Origin of the sequence: Kribbella sp. ALI-6-A (assembly GCF_001984195.1) — a bacterium.
Classification (GTDB): domain Bacteria; phylum Actinomycetota; class Actinomycetes; order Propionibacteriales; family Kribbellaceae; genus Kribbella.
Genome location: NZ_MTQN01000011.1, coordinates 1,157,251 through 1,173,308, shown reverse-complemented (window position 1 = coordinate 1,173,308; position 16,058 = coordinate 1,157,251). Strand labels below are relative to the sequence as shown.

The 16,058-nt window shown below is 70.3% G+C and carries 14 protein-coding genes; 4 read left to right on the top strand and 10 right to left on the bottom strand.

What is annotated here, in order from left to right; all coding sequences use genetic code 11:
• Window positions 1–36 precede the first annotated feature (36 nt).
• The 5 genes from BWI15_RS26005 to BWI15_RS25985 all read right to left on the bottom strand — a co-directional run bounded on the left by BWI15_RS26005 (window position 37) and on the right by BWI15_RS25985 (window position 5,843).
• Complete coding sequence (locus BWI15_RS26005; protein ID WP_143465818.1) at window positions 37–2,313, bottom strand: outer membrane protein assembly factor BamB family protein; 2,277 nt, start codon at window positions 2,311–2,313, stop codon at window positions 37–39.
• A gap of 85 nt (window positions 2,314–2,398) precedes the next feature.
• Window positions 2,399–2,974: a TetR/AcrR family transcriptional regulator gene (locus tag BWI15_RS26000; RefSeq protein ID WP_077017042.1), complete on the bottom strand. Its 576-nt coding sequence runs from the start codon at window positions 2,972–2,974 to the stop codon at window positions 2,399–2,401.
• A complete protein-coding gene (locus tag BWI15_RS25995) occupies window positions 2,967–3,785 on the bottom strand; it encodes an oxidoreductase (RefSeq protein ID WP_077017041.1) in 819 nt (272 codons plus the stop codon). Before BWI15_RS25995 ends, BWI15_RS26000 begins: the two co-directional genes overlap by 8 nt.
• A 94-nt stretch (window positions 3,786–3,879) precedes the next feature.
• Complete coding sequence (locus BWI15_RS25990) at window positions 3,880–4,743, bottom strand: aldo/keto reductase (protein ID WP_083751007.1); 864 nt, start codon at window positions 4,741–4,743, stop codon at window positions 3,880–3,882.
• A gap of 119 nt (window positions 4,744–4,862) precedes the next feature.
• A complete protein-coding gene (locus BWI15_RS25985) occupies window positions 4,863–5,843 on the bottom strand; it encodes a carbohydrate kinase family protein (protein ID WP_077017039.1) in 981 nt (326 codons plus the stop codon).
• A 108-nt stretch (window positions 5,844–5,951) separates the two neighbouring features.
• On the opposite strand from BWI15_RS25985, the gene BWI15_RS25980 reads away from it, so the two are divergent.
• From BWI15_RS25980 to BWI15_RS39520, 4 genes are all read left to right on the top strand, one after another.
• Entirely contained in the window at window positions 5,952–6,593 is a 642-nt protein-coding gene (locus BWI15_RS25980; protein ID WP_077017038.1) for an O-methyltransferase, read from the top strand.
• A complete protein-coding gene (gene ccmA / locus BWI15_RS25975) occupies window positions 6,590–7,231 on the top strand; it encodes a heme ABC exporter ATP-binding protein CcmA (RefSeq protein WP_077017037.1) in 642 nt (213 codons plus the stop codon). Before BWI15_RS25980 ends, ccmA begins: the two co-directional genes overlap by 4 nt.
• Window positions 7,228–8,787, top strand: coding sequence for a DUF6297 family protein (locus BWI15_RS25970; protein WP_237771465.1), 1,560 nt, complete (start codon window positions 7,228–7,230; stop codon window positions 8,785–8,787). Before ccmA ends, BWI15_RS25970 begins: the two co-directional genes overlap by 4 nt.
• Before the next feature lie 63 nt (window positions 8,788–8,850).
• Complete coding sequence (locus BWI15_RS39520) at window positions 8,851–9,603, top strand: HAAS signaling domain-containing protein (protein ID WP_168197370.1); 753 nt, start codon at window positions 8,851–8,853, stop codon at window positions 9,601–9,603.
• 765 nt (window positions 9,604–10,368) lie between these two features.
• Here BWI15_RS39520 and BWI15_RS38925 read toward each other — a convergent pair.
• The 5 genes from BWI15_RS38925 to BWI15_RS25935 all read right to left on the bottom strand — a co-directional run bounded on the left by BWI15_RS38925 (window position 10,369) and on the right by BWI15_RS25935 (window position 15,987).
• Entirely contained in the window at window positions 10,369–10,680 is a 312-nt protein-coding gene (locus BWI15_RS38925; RefSeq protein WP_143465816.1) for a hypothetical protein, read from the bottom strand.
• Window positions 10,681–10,863: 183 nt separating this feature from the next.
• Entirely contained in the window at window positions 10,864–12,087 is a 1,224-nt protein-coding gene (locus tag BWI15_RS25950) for an HNH endonuclease signature motif containing protein (RefSeq protein ID WP_077017033.1), read from the bottom strand.
• A gap of 179 nt (window positions 12,088–12,266) precedes the next feature.
• A complete protein-coding gene (locus tag BWI15_RS25945; RefSeq protein WP_077017032.1) occupies window positions 12,267–12,890 on the bottom strand; it encodes a potassium channel family protein in 624 nt (207 codons plus the stop codon).
• A gap of 295 nt (window positions 12,891–13,185) precedes the next feature.
• Window positions 13,186–14,436 (bottom strand): hypothetical protein, encoded by a 1,251-nt coding sequence (locus BWI15_RS25940; RefSeq protein WP_077017031.1) that lies wholly within the window; start codon window positions 14,434–14,436, stop codon window positions 13,186–13,188.
• 12 nt (window positions 14,437–14,448) lie between these two features.
• Window positions 14,449–15,987 (bottom strand): alkaline phosphatase D family protein, encoded by a 1,539-nt coding sequence (locus BWI15_RS25935; protein WP_077017030.1) that lies wholly within the window; start codon window positions 15,985–15,987, stop codon window positions 14,449–14,451.
• Window positions 15,988–16,058 lie beyond the last annotated feature (71 nt).

Below are 16,058 nucleotides of genomic sequence, written 5' to 3'. Positions count from 1 at the left end.
GGGGAGGCCGGCGAGACCCCGCCGGCCTCCCGCGACTCACAACCCGGTCACACCACGCAGTACGCCATCCTGGAAGCCGATCACCAGGGTCCGGCGCGAGCGTGCGCCGACGAGTAGCGGAGTGGAGAACGTGTTGGCCTTGCTCACCTGCAGCAGCGGTTGCGCCGATCCCGACGCGAGGTCGAGCCGGCTGAGCAGCCCGGCGGTGCCTACGTGCCACGCGGTCGCGCCGTCGGCGGAGAGCACCGGCCCCGCCTCGAAGGAACGGGGAGCCACCGGCACGGACCACCGCGTGCCGCCTGTCGCGGGATCGGCCATCACCGCGTTGCCCCGCTCGTCGAACAGCAGAATCCCGTACGCCGTCACGACGGCCGGCGTGTAGATGTAGCTGCCAGGCCGTTGCCAGCGGACCGCACCGCTCGCCGGGTCGAGAGCCAGCGCGGTGGACACCGTGGAGACCAGGACGGACCCGTCCGGCAGGATCTGTAGCTCGTTGTTCCAGGCGCCGTAGATCATCCGCTGGTACGGCGTGGTCCTGGTGGTGGTCGAGACGGTCCAGACCTCGGCGCCGGTGCGGGCGTCGAAGGCGCGCGCGTTGCCGTCACCGCCACCGGCGAAGACCCGGTCACCGTCGCAGGCGACCCGGCCCGCGAACAGGCCGTGCTGGTCCGCGGACCAGAGCACCCGGCCGTCGGCGTCGAGGCAGTACAAGCGGCCCCCGGCCGATACGAGGATCCGGCGCTCACCGTCGACCGTGGTCACCAGCGGGCTGGAGACCACCGGCGCGTGCAGATCCGTCGCCCAGCGGGTCGAGCCCTTCGACGCGTCCAGTGCGTAGAGCCGGTGATCCGCCGAGGGCACCAGGACCGTGCGGTCCATCAGCGCGGGCGCTCGGTGAACCGCGCCTACGGTGCGCTGCCAGCGACGGCTGAAGGAACGGGTCCTCACCGCAAAGGCCTGCACCTGTCCCGCGGTGGTCGCCGCGACGAACCCGTCGGGCGTCCGGAGCAGAGCGCCCTGGATTGCGCCGCGGAGCGCTGCTGTCCAGGTGACCGCCGCGCCGTTCGTGACGAGCTCGGTGCGCAGGGTTCGGTCGAACGCGGCGCCGTCGTTGCCTATGGCCCGCAGTTGGACCCGGTGTTCGCCCGCGGGCAGGCCTGCCGCGCTCAACTCTCCTTGCCACGTTCCGTGCGGGCCTTTGGCGAGCGGTGCCCAGGTGCCGGCGCTGGTGCCGCTGAACACTCCCTGCGGGTACACCTGTGCGAGCACGCGGGCGGGAGCCGTCGTGAAGGCGGCCGACACGGCGATCGTCTCCCGGGTCGCGTGGACGGCTGAGTGGCGAGGCGCGAGCGCCGCACCCGGACCGGTCCGGCCCAGCGGGATCGTGGTGACGGCCGTCGACGTGGGCGATCCGGTGGCGGGTACGGCGATCTCGCTGACGTCGAGGCGGCTCCCGTCCACCGACCGCTCGACCCAGTAGAAGCTGGGCAGGGCGTACGTGTTGCGCATCGCCACCTGGGTCAGCCCGTTGAACGCCGTCACCTGCTGACGGTGGACGTGGCCGGCGAACACGGCCCGGACCCGGCGCCCGGCGATCCGGTCCAGGAAGTCCTCGGTGTCGTTGACGAAGTAGTTGTCGGCACCCAGCGGGTAGTGCAGGAACATCGCGGTCGGCGATCCGCCGCCGCGCAGCGCCTGGCTCACCTGGTCGAGCCCTTCCGCGCCGAACAGTCCAGGCTCCTGGAAGAGCTGCATCGGCGCCAGGCCGACGACCCGGAGGCCGTGCAGCTCGAACGACGACCACTCGGGGCCGAAGTAGCGCCGGTAGGCCTCGAACGCGTCGGGGTTCCACCGGGACTCGTGGTTGCCCGGGACGTGGTGCATCCGGTCCCACAGGCCGGCTGGCACCGCCGAGCGGTAGAGCGCGAACTCGTCGTCGGCTCCGTAGTCGGTGATGTCACCGCAGTGCAGGACGAAGTCCGGGCGCATCCCCTGGACGACGCCGAGCAGCCGGGTCAGCTCCTTGGCCCGGTCCGGCAGTACGACGTCCGCGTGGGTGTCGGTGACGACCGCGAACCGCAGCGGCGTGGTGTCGAAGCGATCCACGTCCTCCGGAGTCGGCATGGCGGCGGCGGGTGGGGTCAGCGCGCCGCCGGTGAGGCCGAGCCCGGTCAGGCCCGCCCCGGTCAGGCCCAGTCCGGTCAGGCCGAGTCCGGTCAGGCCGAGGAAGCGGCGCCGGCTGGGCGAGCCGGAGACCGGCTCTGCGGAGGTCGAAGCGGATGGATCCAACGGGCGGGCGGAGTTTGTCAGCACGAATCTCGACCCTGCGGCCGTCGCGACCTGCTGTCAACGGGGCGAACCCACTGTTGGCCAACCGGTTGCCGCCGGTTCAAGGGGCCTACCGCAGAAGTCCGTCGAGGGCGGCCGTCGAGATCGCGTCGGCCTCCTCGGTGGTCAGTGGCGCGTGGCCGGCGAGCAGCCGGAAGATCAGCGGGCCGAACAGGATGTCGGTCGCCGTGCCCGCGCTGATCCCAGGCCTCACCTCGCCACGGTCGACCCCGCGCTGCCACAGCTCGGCCAGCGCCGCGCGTCGAGCGTCCAGGAAGTACTCCCGGAAGTACGGCGCCGCCTGCGGGTCGCTGACCGATGCCGCCAGCAACTGCGCGAACACCCGGCCGTGCTCGCCGGCGTAGAACCGGCTCACCCGCCGGACCTGCTCGGTCAGGTCGCCGCGGACCGAACCCGTGTCCGGCAAGGGAATCGCCGCCGCCATCTCGCGCCCGAACGCCTCGGCCGCGATCGCGGTCCGGGACGGCCAGTGCTTGTAGATCGTTGCCTTGCTCACCCCGGACCGTGCGGCGATCGCGTCGACGGTCGTTGCCGACAGCCCACCTTCGGCGAGCAGTTCCTTCGTTGCGCAGAGCACCTTGTCCTGTGCCTTCAGGCTGCGCGGATGCGTGGCCTTGTCAGGCATCGTCGTGATCCGTCGAGGTCGACACCGTCCGCCACTTCGCCAACTCGGCCTGCATGAAGTCCAGCTTGGCGGAGATCCGCTCGACCGAGTCGCTGCCGAGCTGGATCCGCAGCGGCGGTTCGGGCAGTTCGGTCAGGTCTACGATTGCCGCCGCGGCCTTGACCGGATCACCCGGCTGGGCATGGTTGCGCTCGGCCGTGAGCTCCCGGAGCCGGCCGATGGTCGGGGCGTAGTCCTCGATCGTCGTCTCGGTGGTGTGCAGGCTCGACCCGTCCAGGAAGTCGGTCCGGAAGAACCCCGGCTCGACGATCGTCACCTTGACGCCGAGCGGCGCCAGCTCGCCCGCGAGCGCCTCCGAGAACCCCTCAACGGCGAACTTCGTCGCGGCGTACACGCCCCATCCCGGCGTACCGGTGAAGCCGCCGACCGAGCTGAGCTGGATCACGTGCCCGGACCGTTGCGCGCGCAGTACGGGCAGCACCGCGCGCTGGACGTTGAGCACGCCGAACACGTTCGTGTCGAAGACCGCCCGCGCCGCCTCGTCACTGGCTTCCTCGACCGTGCCGAGCAGGCCGCGCCCGGCGTTGTTGACCAGTACGTCGATCCGCCCGTACGCCGCGATCGCCTGCTCGACCGCCGTCCGGGCCTGGGCCTCGTCGGTCACGTCGAGCGCGACCTTCAGCGCGTCGCCGAACGGGATCTCGTCCGGCCGGCGCGCGGTCGCGACCACCTGGTGGCCGCGCCGCAGCGCTTCGCGGACGATCTCGGCGCCGAACCCGCGGGACGCGCCGGTGACGAAGAAAACGCTCATCCGGCGGCACCGGCTGCGCGGGGCGCCGGCCGACCACGGCCGGGCCGCGCCGGCCGGTCGAGGGCTCGGCGCATCAGCCCCTGGGTGCGCCCCATCAGCCGACGGCCTCGGTGAGGCGCGCGAACTCCTCGTCGGTCAGCTCGACCTGCGCGGCGGCGACGTTGTCCTCCACGTGGGCGACCGAGGACGTGCCCGGGATCGGCAGCATGTTCGGCGAGCGCTTGAGCAGCCAGGCCAGGGCCAGCTGTGACGGCGACGCGTCGTGCTCCTTGGCGATCTGGTCGAGCGGGCCGCCGGCCTTGGCCAGGCCGCCGGTGGCGAGCGGGAACCACGGGATGAAGCCGAGGCCGTTCTGCTCGGCGTACTCGAGCACCGGCTCGGCGTCGCGCTGGGCCAGGTTGTAGAGGTTCTGCACGGAGACGATCCGGGCCGTCTTGCCGGCCTCCTCGATCTGCTCGACGCTGACCTCGGACAGACCGATGTGCCGGATCTTGCCCTCCTGCTGGAGCTCGGCGAGTTCGCCGAGCTGCTCGGCGACCGGGACCTTGGCGTCGATCCGGTGCAGCTGGAGCAGGTCGATCCGCTCCAGGCCGAGATGCCGCAGGCTGAGCTCGACCTGCTGGCGCAGGTACTCCGGCCGGCCGATCGGCACCCACTGACCCGGACCGGTGCGCGCGAAGCCGGCCTTGGTCGCGATCACCAGGTCGTCGGCGTACGGGTGCAGGGCCTTGTTCAGCAGCAGGTCCGCGGTGAACGGTCCGTACGCGTCGGCGGTGTCGATGAAGTTCACCCCGAGCTCGATCGCGCGGCGCAGGACGCGGACCGCCTCGTCGGGGTCCTTCGGGTCACCCCACACGCCCTCGCCGGTCAGCTGCATCGTGCCGTAACCGAGCCGCCGGACGGTCAGGTTGCCGCCAATCGTGAACTCGCCGGACGCGGCCGCCACTGGTGCTGTCATCACAGATCTCCTCAAGTGAACTGAACGTACAGTTCAACTCAACCCGTGAGCAGCCGACTTCATTCCAGATCCGGCAGATCACAGCGGGCAGGCGGGGCGGCCCGCCTGCCCGGGGAAGATCAGGCCAGCTTCAGCGTGGCGGCAGCCGTGGCCGCCGCCTCTTCGCCGTACGCCGACGCGAGGCGCTTCAGGAACGCCGGGCGGTCCAGCGTGTACTCCTGCGTGCCGACCGTCTCCAGCACCGTGGTGGCCAGCGTGCAGCCGATCTGCGCGGCCGCCTCGTGCTCGAGACCGGCAGCGCGGCCGGTCAGGTATCCGGCGCGGAAGGCGTCGCCGCCACCGGTCGGGTCGACCAGGCCAGGAGCCGGTACGGCGGGGATCTTGGCGAGCACGCCGTCGGCGTTCTCGATCACGACGCCGTCGCCGCCGTGCGTGGTCACCCGGACACCGACCCGGCTGAGGATCTCGTCGTGGCTCCAGCCGGTCTTCTGCACCATCAGGCCGGACTCGTACTCGTTGCTGAACAGGTACGTCGCGCCGTCGATCAGCTCGCGGATCTGCTCACCGTCCATCCGGGCCAGCTGCTGCGACGGGTCGGCCGCGACGGCGATGCCGTTCTCCTTGGCCAGCCGGGTGTGCTTGAGCATGCCGTCCGGGTCGTCGGCGCCGATCAGCACCAGGTCGATGCCACCGGTCTTGGCGTGGATGTCGGCCAGGTCGATCTCGCGGGACTCGGCCATCGCGCCGGTGTAGAACGAGGCGATCTGGTTCGCGTCCAGGTCGGTCGTACAGGTGAAGCGGGCGGTGTGCACGTTCTCGCAGACCCGGACGTGGGAGATGTCGACGCCGGCCTCGGCCAGCGCGGCGCCGTACTCGGCGAAGTCGGCACCGACCGAGCCGACCAGCAGCGACGGGCGGCCGAGCTGGGCCATCCCGTAGCAGATGTTCGCGCCGACGCCGCCGCGGTGCACGACCAGCTCGTCGACCAGGAACGACAGCGACACCTTGTGCATCTGCTCTTCGAGGAACTGGTCCTTGAAGCGGCCGGGGAACGTCATCAGGATGTCGGTCGCGATCGATCCGGCGACGGCGATCTGCATGCTGGGGTCTCCTACGAGGGGTCGGTGTCTAGGGGTCGGTGTCGAGCGGTCGGGCAACCCGTAGAGACTACAGGCGACGCACTGACCACGGAGAACGGCGGGAAACGAATGGGCAACCAGGTCCAGGTGACCGACCAGCTGCACGACTACATGGTGGCGCACGGGATGCCGCTGGACGAGATCGCGACCGAGCTGGTCGCCGAGACGCAGAAGCTGGGCTCGGCCGCGGTGATGCTGACCACCGCCGACCAGGCCGCGCTGCTGACCACGCTGACCCGGCTGATCTCGGCCCGGCGCGCGGTCGAGATCGGCACGTTCACCGGCTTCTCCGCGCTGGCGATCGCCCGCGGCCTGCCCGACGACGGGCAGCTGATCTGCCTGGACGTCAGCGACGAGTGGACCTCGATCGGCCGCCGGTACTGGGAGCGGGCCGGCGTCGCGGACAAGATCGAGCTGCGGATCGGCGACGCGCACCAGTCCGTCGCGGAGCTCGACGGCGAGTTCGACCTGGCCTTCGTCGACGCGGACAAGCCCGGCTACATCGAGTACTTCGAGCAGCTGGTGCCGCGGATCCGGGCCAACGGGCTGCTGCTGTTCGACAACACGCTGGCCGGCGGCCGGGTGGTCGGGGTGCACGACGAGGATCCGGTCGATCGCAAGGAGTTCAACGCGCACATCGCCCGCGACGAGCGCGTCGACGTGGTCATGCTCGGCATCGGCGACGGGCTCACGCTGGTCCGCAAGCGATGAAGAAGGCCGCTGCCCGGCTGGCGGTGACCGGCCTGCGGCACCTGTACGCCGACCGGCCGGTGATCGAGGACCTGACGTTCAGCCTCGCCGCCGGCCGCGCGGTCGCGCTGGTCGGCCCGAACGGCGCGGGCAAAACGACCGTGCTGCGCTGCATCGTCGGCGCGCACGAACCCGCCGCCGGCGAGATCCTGCTGGACGGCGTACCGATCGACGAACGCGCCGAGACCGTACGCCGGGACGTCGCCGCGCTGCTCGACGACCTGGACTTCTTCCCGGACCTGACCGCCGCCGAGCACCTCGACCTGCTCGCTCGCGCGCACGGCAACCCGGAGCCGGAGGACCTCGTCGACACGCTGCTGGACGACGTCGGACTGCTTGCGGCGGCCGATCAGCTCCCCGGTTCGCTGTCGTCCGGCCAGCGCCGCCGGCTCGCGCTGGCAACCACGCTGGTCCGCCCGCGCAAGCTGCTCGTGCTCGACGAGCCGGAGCAGCGGCTGGACACCGCTGGTGTCGCGTGGCTGGCCGAACGTCTGCAGGAGGAGAAGAAGGCGGGCACGTCGGTGATCTTCGCCAGTCACGATCCGGACCTGGTGGAGGCCGTGGCGGACGACACCGTCGAACTCACCCCGCTCGCGTGAGCGCCGCCGACGGGCCGGTGGTCTTCGACCCGGCCGACTTCGGGCCGATCCCTCGCTCGGCGGAACTGCGCAAGTGGATGCGCAAGGTCCGGCGGGGCAAGGCGGATCGCACGTTCTGGCAGCAGTTCGAGGACGTGTACCTGGTGGTCTTCGCGCTGGCGATGGTCGGCGCGACAGGCGGGAACGTCGTACGGCACCTGAACGAGAACTCGGCGTCGTGCACGACGACGTCCTGCCTGCTGGTGCTCGACTACGTGCCGCTGATCCTGTTCCCGCTACTGGTGGCGGGCATGCTGCGGATTCTGCTCAGCGTGGGCCCGGTGTCGGGCTCCCGCGCGACCGGCTTCTGGTTGCTGGCGACGCCGTTGGATCGTGGCGCGGTGCTGATGCCGGCGTACCGGCTGGTGATCGTTGTCGCGGCGGTGATCGGGGCGTTGTTCGCGGTGGTCGGCTTCGCGGTGTTCGGGGCATCGCTGTGGTTCGTGATCGAGGCAACGATTGTCTCGACCGCGCTGCTGGTCTGTGTCGCCTGCGCGACTGTGTGGGCCCAGCAGTCGCCGAGGGCAACCAGGTGGGCGCTGCGGATCGCGGACGGCCTCCTCGTGCTCGCGGCGATTCCGGCGGTTGCGCTGGCGGTGGAATCGCGGGAGAACGCGTTCTCCCCGGAGCCGGAGGCGGTGTTGATCGGGAGGGCCTACAGCATCCCGGGCTCGTCCTCCGGCCTGCCGATCCATCAGCAGCGTGCTCTCGTCATCGGAACGCTCGGTTTGGCCGTGGCTGTGGCCGCGGTGCTGATGACGGCTCGTTCGCTGCGACGGCTGCCCAAGCCGTCCGTGGTGGCCGGTGGTGAGTTGCTGGCCGGAATGGCCGGAGCCGCGATCACCATGGACGTCAGCCTGCTCGCCGACGTCGTCGCCGGGCGGCACTGGCGGACGGTCGGGCGGCTGAAGTCGCGGCGCGGGCGTGGGGAGCGCGTGCAGGCGATCATTCATCGCGAGTTCCGGCGGGTGCTGCGCTGGCCGCGGCGGCTGATCGTGGGCGCTGGGCTGCTGGTTGTTCCGTACGCCGTGGCCGGCACCGGGTACGACGTACTGGTGCCGCTGGCGGCGGCGTTTGCCGGGTTCGTCGCGACGCGGCCGTTGATGGACGGGCTTCGGTCGGTGTGCCGGTCGACCGGGTTGGTGCGCGCGCTCGGCATGGACCTGCGTGATCTGCGGGTCGCGATGGCCGTCGTGCCGGGGGTGTTCGTGCTGCTGTGGACGACGGCTGCCGCGCCGGCGCTGGGTGATGCGCCGACAGCCTTCGCGGTGGCCGCCGGGATTTTGTCCGGGGTCGTCCGTCAGGCGTCCGCCCGCCCACCGTCGTACGCGGGCCCGCTGGTTGCGTCGCCGATGGGGGCGATTCCGCCGGGGCTGTTCTCGCAGCCGATTCGGGGGTTCGATCTGCTGTTGCTGTGTTTGTTGCCGGTCCTGTTCGATCTGGGGCCGCTGTGGCGCTATGCGATCCCAGGGGCTGTGCTCGCGATCATGTTCTCGGTCCGGCCGAAGACCGCGTGAGATCTCGGTGAAACTCCCCGTCGCTAGGGTGGGCCGGAGCACAACCGGCGACGGGGGAACAGCATGCCTGTGAAGCACAGCGCCGACGAGCTGGTTGACGCGTATCTGACGTACCTGCGCAGCGCCGCCGAGCGGCTGCCGGAGAACCGACGGGCCGCGCTGCTGGCCGAGGTCGAGTCGCGGATCGCCTCGGAGCGCGCCGAGTCTTCGGAGCAGGTCAAGGCGATGCTAGCCCGGATCGGCGATCCCGACGCGTTGGTGGCGGCGAGGACCGAGGGATTGGTTCTGGTCGACCGGGTCCAGCCGCGGTACCGGAGCCGGGACGTGGCGGCGCTGTTGCTGCTGCCGTTCGGTGGGTTCGTGGCGCTGGTCGGTTGGTTTGCCGGCGTCGCGTTGCTGTGGACCTCGGACCGGTGGACCCGCGAGGAGAAGATCCTGGGCACGCTCGTGCTGCCCTTCGGGTACCTGCCGGTGGCGATGCTGGGCAACCTGTCCGGCACGGGCTGCCGAACCGACAGCGAGGGCGTGATCCTGAGCTGCGGCGCCTACAGCTATCCGGAGTGGTTCCTGGCGCCGGTCCTGGTCGCACTGGCTGCGGCGCCGCTCGTGATGCTGTTCTTCCTGATCAGGAACGCGCGCCCGGGTCGCTCAACTGGGCTTCGCGGAAGAGCCACTTCCGCTCAACCGCAGCCGGTACGTCGACCTTGTGGTGCCGGGCGAGCAGCAGCAACTGACACAGCACGTCGGCAAACTCCACCTCGAAGTCCTCGCGAATCTCCTCGGCGGTCAGCCCCTTCGTCCGGGCACGGCCGGTGACCTGGAGGTAAGACTGGGTGAGCTCACCGAGCTCCTCCTGCAACTTGAGCAAGAACCAGTCGCCGTCCCGCTCGATGCCGAGATGGTCGCCGTACCGGGCGGAGATGCGTTCGGCGCGGTCGGATAGCTCGGTGATGTCCACGGGGTCAGCCAATCAGATGGCGTGGACATGGTGGCGGGTTGAGGATTGTGGGCTCGGGCTGCTGAAGGTGCTCCGGAGCCGGCAGCGTCTCACCGTTGTGCCGGCGAGGGCCGCATATGTCCCACGCTCCACGTCGCATCCACGCACCCGACGCCGCATCCAGGCAGCCCAAGGCGCGCTCACGTACCTCAAGGCGCGCCCGCGTACCCCAAGCCGCACCCACGTTCCCCGAGCCGCGCCGGCGTACCCCAAGCCGCGCCGAGCGCGCAAAGCATTTCCCCGGCCAGCTGCTCGGTGAGACTGCCGCAGGGGACTGGTGATGCGGCAGGGCTCGGTCGCGGGGGACCGGCGATGCGGCCGGGCTCGGCCGCCGGGGCACCGGCAATGGCAGCACGGCTCGGCTGCGGGGCACTGGCGATGCGGCTGCGCTCCGTCGCGCCGCACCGCCGACGCAGCGGCACGGTTCGGCCGCGGCACCCTGCCTAAGCAACACTTGCGGCGTACTGCCGAAGCACACGCGCATGGGGTCGAGATCGTCGCCGGGCACGCAGCGCAGTGCACGCAGCATGTCGGGAGTACCGCCGACGCAGCTCGACTCGGCCGCGGCGCACTCCGCTAACACATCACGGGCTCGGCTGCGGGGCATCGCCAATGCAGCGCGCCTCGGTCGCCGCGCACTGTCGACGTAGTGCGCGCGGCGCACTGCCCAGTACCGCACGGCTCGGCCCCGGCCGCGGCCACTGCCGATGCAGCGCGGCCCGCGGCTGTCGCTCGAGCTCGACGCCAGCCCGGCCGCCGTTCACGGCGAGCATCGTCTCTGCAGGCAGCGGGTCGGCGCACTGCCGACGCGGCACGATCGGCGCACCGCCGATGCAGCGCGGCACGCGCGCGGCGCCCTGCCCAAGCAGCACGGCGGCGCGCTGCCGAAGCAGCATGGCAGGGTGCATCGCTGACGCAGCGCGACGGGCGCGCCGCCGACGCAGTGCGGCTCGGTCGCGGGGACCGGCGATGCGCACCACGGGTCAGCCGCGGCGCATTGCCAACGCAACGCGGCGCACTGGCAACGCACCACGGTGCGGCGCGGCGCACTGCCAATGCAGCGCGGCCCGCCCCGTGGATCAGGCGGCGGTGGACGGCGGGTCCTTGGATGGTTTGTTGGGGGTGGTGGACCAGGCGGGGCGGGTGTAGTGGGGGCGGCCGTTCTGGAAGTGGACGGTCCAATGGCCTTGGTGGACTGCGATGTGGTGGGGCTTGCACAGCAGTGCGAGGTTGGTGATGTCGGTGCGGCCTCCGTCTGCCCAGTGGACGATGTGGTGGGCGTCGCACATTGCCGGAGGTGCCTTGCAGATGACGCAGCCGCTGTCTCTCGTGTTGAGGGCGTGACGGATGGCTTGGGTGACGAAGCGGTGTTCGGTGCCGACGTCGAGGGGCTCGGAGGTGCTGCCGAGGACCAGCGGGATGATGCCGGCGTCGCAGGCGATGCGGCGTATTGCTGAGGCCGACAGGGTGGTGCCGGAGCCGAGGACGCCTGTGCCGGTTGCGGATTTGAGGTTCTCTAGATCGATGGTGACGGTCAGGTGGGGCTTGATGCTGCCGTGGGCGGGGGCTGCTGAGCCGGTGGCGGCGGCGGTGGTGAGGAGTTGGGTGAGTGCGTCGGCCTGGCGCTTGCCTCGGCTTCGCGGGTCGCGTTCGCCGTCGGCGGTCAGGTAGGGGCGGGCGCCGGCGACGATCAGGGTTTGGAACAGCTCGGCATTTTCGCCGGCCAGGTAGCCGCCGAACTCGACGCCGAGGTCGCCGCGCTTGAGCCACAGTGTTTCGGCGGCCAGGGCGCGGGCCTCGGCGGGTTCTGTGCCGTCGGTGTCCAGTCTGTCGCGGATCCGCTTGCCCAACGTGCGGAGGTCGGAAGGGTTGAGGGCTTGGGCGGCCTTGACCATCTGCTGTTCGGCGACTCGCAGGTGCTCGACGGGGACCATTGCGGCGGTCGGGATTCGCTCCAGGGTCGTGACGATGGCTTCGGCTTGCGCGGGGTGCAGGTCCGGCTGATCGGCCGAACTGCCGTCGGGGGAGGTCAGTGCGGCCTGGACATCGGGGTATTTCGGGAGCGCCGTTGCCAGGCGGAGATCCCGGCGGACCTCACGGGGGTCCAGGCGGTGGCGGAACGCGATGAGTTCGGCCGTGTCGCGGGCGCCGAGCTCGGCCGCGTGGCCGTTGGCGTCGAGGGCGGCCAGGAGCTCGAGTCGGTAGGTCTGCAGGCGCGCGAGGTCAGCGTGGACCGCGTCGAGGGCAGCGAGCATGTCGCTGCCGCTCATCGACCAGATCGGCCGCGTGCCCCAGTTCGTCATACCGATAACTGTGTACTACGCCACCGACAGTTTCTTCTGTATCCCTTGCAGGACAGGGGATCCGGCGATTCTCGCGATCGGTCGCGACGGTTCTCGTTCGCTGACCACCGTCCCCCGGAGATGGCTAATCCCAGTCCCTGACTGGCCGTCCAAGGCTGTGACAGCGGCCGTGGGCCCGTCTACTTCGGGACCTCTTTGCTTTGCTGCTCGACAAACCAGCTCGCGAGCGCGGCGGTCACCGTGCCAACGAGGGCGATGCCGCCGAGCATCAGACCCACGCCTACGATCCGGCCTTCGCCGGTAGTGGGGAAGTGGTCGCCGTAGCCGACCGTTGTCACCGTCGTGGTGGCCCACCAGAGCGCGTCACCGAACGAGGTGATGTTGGCTTCGGTGCTACCGCGCTCCGCATCCAGCACGGCCAGTGAGGCCACAAACCCCAGTAGAACCGCGCCAGCGACGACGTACGTCGTCGCCCGACCCCGCAGAGACATCCCGGCATGCTGCATCCTCGCCAGTACCGGAAGCAGCCGGACAAGACGCATTGGTCGCAGAAGCGGCAGCACGATCACCGCCAGAGCGACCAGGTTCCCTCGAACGAACCGCCTTCGATCCTCGGCCAGGCTCAGTCTGATGAAGTAGTCGGCAGCAAACAATCCCCAGACAGTCCAGCTGGCGACCGCGCAAGCCCGAACCCAGGCAGGCGACAGACCGGGGTGCAGAATCGGCACGGCGTACGCAACCAGAAAGGCAACGGCCGCGCCGTCCAGGAGCCAGCCCGTACGTTGCTCGTAGTCGCCTGTCATGCCAAGTGGTGATCCGTGCATGATGACTCCCTCCAGCTGTGGCGTGATCCGCGGGGCGAGATGGCCGCCCGGCTCCTGACAGCGATTACGAGTCAGGACGCTACGCGCGCCGCCCGGTGCGAGCCAGATCCTAGGGGTCAGCAGCGTTGAGGGTCTGAACGTTCGGTCCGCGAGCAGATCGCGGCGGTCTTCCGTGGAGTCGAGGCGGTGTGCTCCAGAGTCGACCGCGTTTAGTTGCCTGGTGCAACCGGATGTCCTGGGGTCGATCTCTCCCCAGGACACCCGGATCAGCGGATCACCAGCCGTTGTTGGCGAAGCTGTGGCCGAGGATGACCTGGTCGAACGTGTTGCCGTCGTTGTCGTCGGTGTAGGCGATGGCGACCTCCGACCACGGGGACACCGCAACCGCCAGTTGTTCCTGGCGGCCGGTGGTGGCCTGGCTGAGGCGTTGGGCGGTGAGGCGGCCGGTGTCGGTGCCGTTCGGGCCGAAGCCTCGGAGCCAGACGTCGAGGTCGGTGGCCTGGGCAGTCCAGCCGACGACGGTGTTGGCCTGGTCGTCGATGCCGATGGACGGAAGCCTCACGCCTGTTGCCACCTGCACGTCCGCGTGGCGCGCCGCGCCGGTGGAGGTGAAGGAGCGCGTCGCACCCGAAGTACCCGACTGCCACGCGACAGCGAAGTCGCCGTTGAAGTTGGCCGCGACGCTCGCGCGGGTCTGCTCCCCGGTGAGCGTGGCGTTCGCCGTACGGCGGGAGAGGTTGACCGCACCGTTCGTCCGGGCCAGCCGGACCAAGCCCACGTCGTACGACGCGTTGGCGTCACCGTCGTCGTCCCAGACCACGACCGCGTCGCCGGACGCCGACACCGCGACATCGGGATTGTGGTGCTGCCCGGTCGTCGCCGAGGCGGTCACCTCCCAGGCGCGCGTGGTCGGGCCGGTGAACCCGGCCGCCTTGATCGTGGCCGGCGTACCGGTCTGAATGTCTTCCCAGGCGACGGTGAACGCGACGGCCGCGCTCGACGGAGCGCCGTCCGGGTCGACCGCGACGCGCGGCTTGATCTGCTGCCCGTCCGAGCTGGTGTTCGCGCTGCCGGACGCCGTGACGGTCCCGGCGGTGTTCACCACCCGGTACGGGATGTTGTAGTAGCCGTTGCCGTCCGGGTCGTCGGCCCACACCACGACCGCGTTGCCCTTGTCGTCCAGACCGACGTCCGGCGTCAGGTGCCGCCAGTTGGTGACGCCACTGCCGCCGGCGGCCGACAGCTTCTTCTCGTAGACCGCCGTCCCGTTGCGGAACAGCCGAAGATAGATCTCGCTGTGCGCGTTGTCCTCCGGCGCCGTGGTGTCGCGGTCGTCCTCCCAGACCACCGCGACGTACCCGTTCCGGTTGGTCGCGATCGCCGCGCCGTCCTGGTCGCCGGTGGAGTCGCTGTTCGCGGTCACCCACGTGGGCGCCGCGACGGCGGCCGGTGCCGCCTGAGCAGTCAGTACGCCGGTCGCGCCGAGCAGCACCGACGCGACGGTGATCCCCAGAATCCTGTGCATGTCCGTTCCCCCTCAGACCGTCTGCAGGCCGGGACGGCCCTCTTCGACAACGAACGACTTCACCGTGGTCGCCGCGGCGCCGTGTTCGGAGACCTTGGCCACTGCCCGGAAGTCCGCGCGCAGCTGCGTCGGGCTGAACGTGGTCCGGACGTACCCGCGCCGGTTGTTGTAGAACTTCAGCCACGGGTTCGTGCCGACATCCGGGATGGTGGTCGCGCCGTCGCCGTCGCCACCGGAGGAGACCGAGCTCGTGACGAGCTCCTGACCGATCACGGCGGACGCCGGGTTGTTGTAGTCGGCAACCAAGTTGCTGGCCCAGGCGCGGTGCACGTCACCGGTCAGCACGAGCGGATTGCGCACGCCGCGATCGACCCAGCCCTGCTGGATCCGGGCCCGCGAGGCGCGGTAGCCGTCCCACGAGTCCATGCTCGCGCCGGTCGAGTTGAACCGTCGCGCGAAGAACACCTGCTGACCGATCACGTCCCAGGTCGCGGTGCGCTGCGCGAGGTTGTTCAGCAACCAGGTCTCCTGGGCGTTGCCCGGCAGACTGCGGCTGGCCAGGTCGGCGTCCGAGCAGACCTTCCAGCCGTCGCCGCACGCCTGGTCGTTGCGGTACTGCCGGGTGTCGAGCATGTGGAAGCTGGCCAGCTTGCCCCACGGCAGCCTGCGGTACAGCGGGATGCTCGCGCCGCCCGGAGCCTGCGCCGGCCGCAACGGCATGTTCTCGTAGTACGCCTTGTACGCCGCGGTCCGGCGCGCGGTCCACTGGGCCGCGGTCAGGGCCGGTGTGCTGTCGGCTCGGACGTTGCCGGCCACATTGTTCTCGACCTCGTGGTCGTCCGGTACGACGATCCACGGCGCCGCGGCGTGCGCCGCCTGGAGATCGGGGTCCGACTTGTACTGCGCGTACCGGCGGCGGTAGTCAGCCAGCGAGACGATCTCCGACGTCCCGGCGTGCAGCCGCGGGCGGCCGCTCGTCGCGCCGTACTCGTAGATGTAGTCGCCCAGGTGCAGGATGACGCCCGGGTTGTCCTCGGCCATCCGTCGGTAGACGGTGAAGTAGCCCTCCTCGTAGTGCGAGCAGGAGGTGAACGCCATCACCAGGTCGCGGCCGTTGGTGCCCGGCGCGGGCGCGGTCCGGGTCCGGCCGACCGGGGAGAGGTGACCCTGGGCGCGGAAGCGGTAGTAGTAGTCGGCGTCCGGGCTGAGCCCTCCGGCGACGACATGCACGGAGTGGGCCGCGGCGTACGTCGCGGTGACGGATCCGGAGGCGACCAGCGTGGTGAAGCGGTCGTCGGTGGAGACCTGCCAGTCGACCACCACGTTGGTGTTGGCCATCCCGCCCTGGCCGTCGGCGTTCAGCGGGGAGGGGGCCAGGCGCGTCCAGAGCACGACGCTGCTCGCGTCGGGTTCTCCGGACGCGACGCCGAGCTGGAAGGGGTACGGGACGGCGGCGGTGGCGTTGACGACGCTGGAGTAAGCGGGCACAGCGGCGGCACCGGCCGCTGCGAGCCCACCGAGCACAAAGGATCTACGACTGATCGGAGTCATGGTCTCACCTTCGGAACGGGGCGGAAAGTTCGTTCCTATGGTGAGACCATGACTGTAACTATTCCACAGCG

What these genes read in the sequence shown, in the direction of transcription:
- BWI15_RS26000 (WP_077017042.1), bottom strand. Translation starts at nt 2,974, where the DNA reads ATGCCTGACAAGGCCACGCATCCGCGCAGCCTGAAGGCACAGGACAAG.
- BWI15_RS25995 (WP_077017041.1), bottom strand. Translation starts at nt 3,785, where the DNA reads ATGAGCGTTTTCTTCGTCACCGGCGCGTCCCGCGGGTTCGGCGCCGAG.
- BWI15_RS25990 (WP_083751007.1), bottom strand. Translation starts at nt 4,743, where the DNA reads ATGACAGCACCAGTGGCGGCCGCGTCCGGCGAGTTCACGATTGGCGGC.
- BWI15_RS25985 (WP_077017039.1), bottom strand. Translation starts at nt 5,843, where the DNA reads ATGCAGATCGCCGTCGCCGGATCGATCGCGACCGACATCCTGATGACG.
- BWI15_RS25980 (WP_077017038.1), top strand. Translation starts at nt 5,952, where the DNA reads ATGGGCAACCAGGTCCAGGTGACCGACCAGCTGCACGACTACATGGTG.
- ccmA (WP_077017037.1), top strand. Translation starts at nt 6,590, where the DNA reads ATGAAGAAGGCCGCTGCCCGGCTGGCGGTGACCGGCCTGCGGCACCTG.
- BWI15_RS39520 (WP_168197370.1), top strand. Translation starts at nt 8,851, where the DNA reads ATGCCTGTGAAGCACAGCGCCGACGAGCTGGTTGACGCGTATCTGACG.
- BWI15_RS38925 (WP_143465816.1), bottom strand. Translation starts at nt 10,680, where the DNA reads ATGCTGCTTCGGCAGCGCGCCGCCGTGCTGCTTGGGCAGGGCGCCGCG.
- BWI15_RS25950 (WP_077017033.1), bottom strand. Translation starts at nt 12,087, where the DNA reads ATGACGAACTGGGGCACGCGGCCGATCTGGTCGATGAGCGGCAGCGAC.
- BWI15_RS25945 (WP_077017032.1), bottom strand. Translation starts at nt 12,890, where the DNA reads ATGACAGGCGACTACGAGCAACGTACGGGCTGGCTCCTGGACGGCGCG.
- BWI15_RS25940 (WP_077017031.1), bottom strand. Translation starts at nt 14,436, where the DNA reads ATGCACAGGATTCTGGGGATCACCGTCGCGTCGGTGCTGCTCGGCGCG.
- BWI15_RS25935 (WP_077017030.1), bottom strand. Translation starts at nt 15,987, where the DNA reads ATGACTCCGATCAGTCGTAGATCCTTTGTGCTCGGTGGGCTCGCAGCG.